The organism is Vibrio sp. YT-19(2023) (genome assembly GCF_033337395.1).
Genome location: NZ_JAWOQN010001123.1, coordinates 1 through 522, shown reverse-complemented (window position 1 = coordinate 522; position 522 = coordinate 1). Strand labels below are relative to the sequence as shown.

The window sequence follows — 522 nt, the reverse complement described above, 5'->3', positions numbered from 1 at the left end:
ACAGTGAAAATCTGTCGACGCGCACCACTCATAAAAGTGAGCGCGTAATACAACCAGTAGCGTTTACGCAGTACGAGTTTCTTATTGTGTGGCACAGCTGTTTTGAACTGAGGAAACGCCAGTGCCATCACGATGATCAACACAAAGCCAACGCCACCCGCCAGCAAATACACGGTTTTGAAATCAAATTTAAGCTGCTCTAGCAAAATCCAAATCGCGCCGTAGGTAAATAGCGAAGCCAGCGCGCCGACCGAGATAAACTTGCCTAGCATTTCTGGCGCTTCTTCTTTCGATAGCCATTGCAAAGACAGGGACTGCTTCAATGTTTCAAAGTAGTGAAAACCAGTGGACATCAACAAGGTCGTAAAAAGTAAACCGTACAAAGTGGGAAAGTAACCTGTTAATGCTGTACCAAGCGTTAGTATCGCGAAAGACACCAGCATGAATCGTTGTTCGCGGATAAACAACAACACAAACACGGCGGTAAAGGCTAAAAAGCCCGGTATTTCACGCACGCTTTGT

General features: G+C 46.0%; 1 pseudogene. It reads right to left on the bottom strand.

The annotated features are described in order from the left end of the window. Positions 1-522: pseudogene (locus tag R7E78_RS30395) on the bottom strand (MFS transporter); the annotation flags it as partial.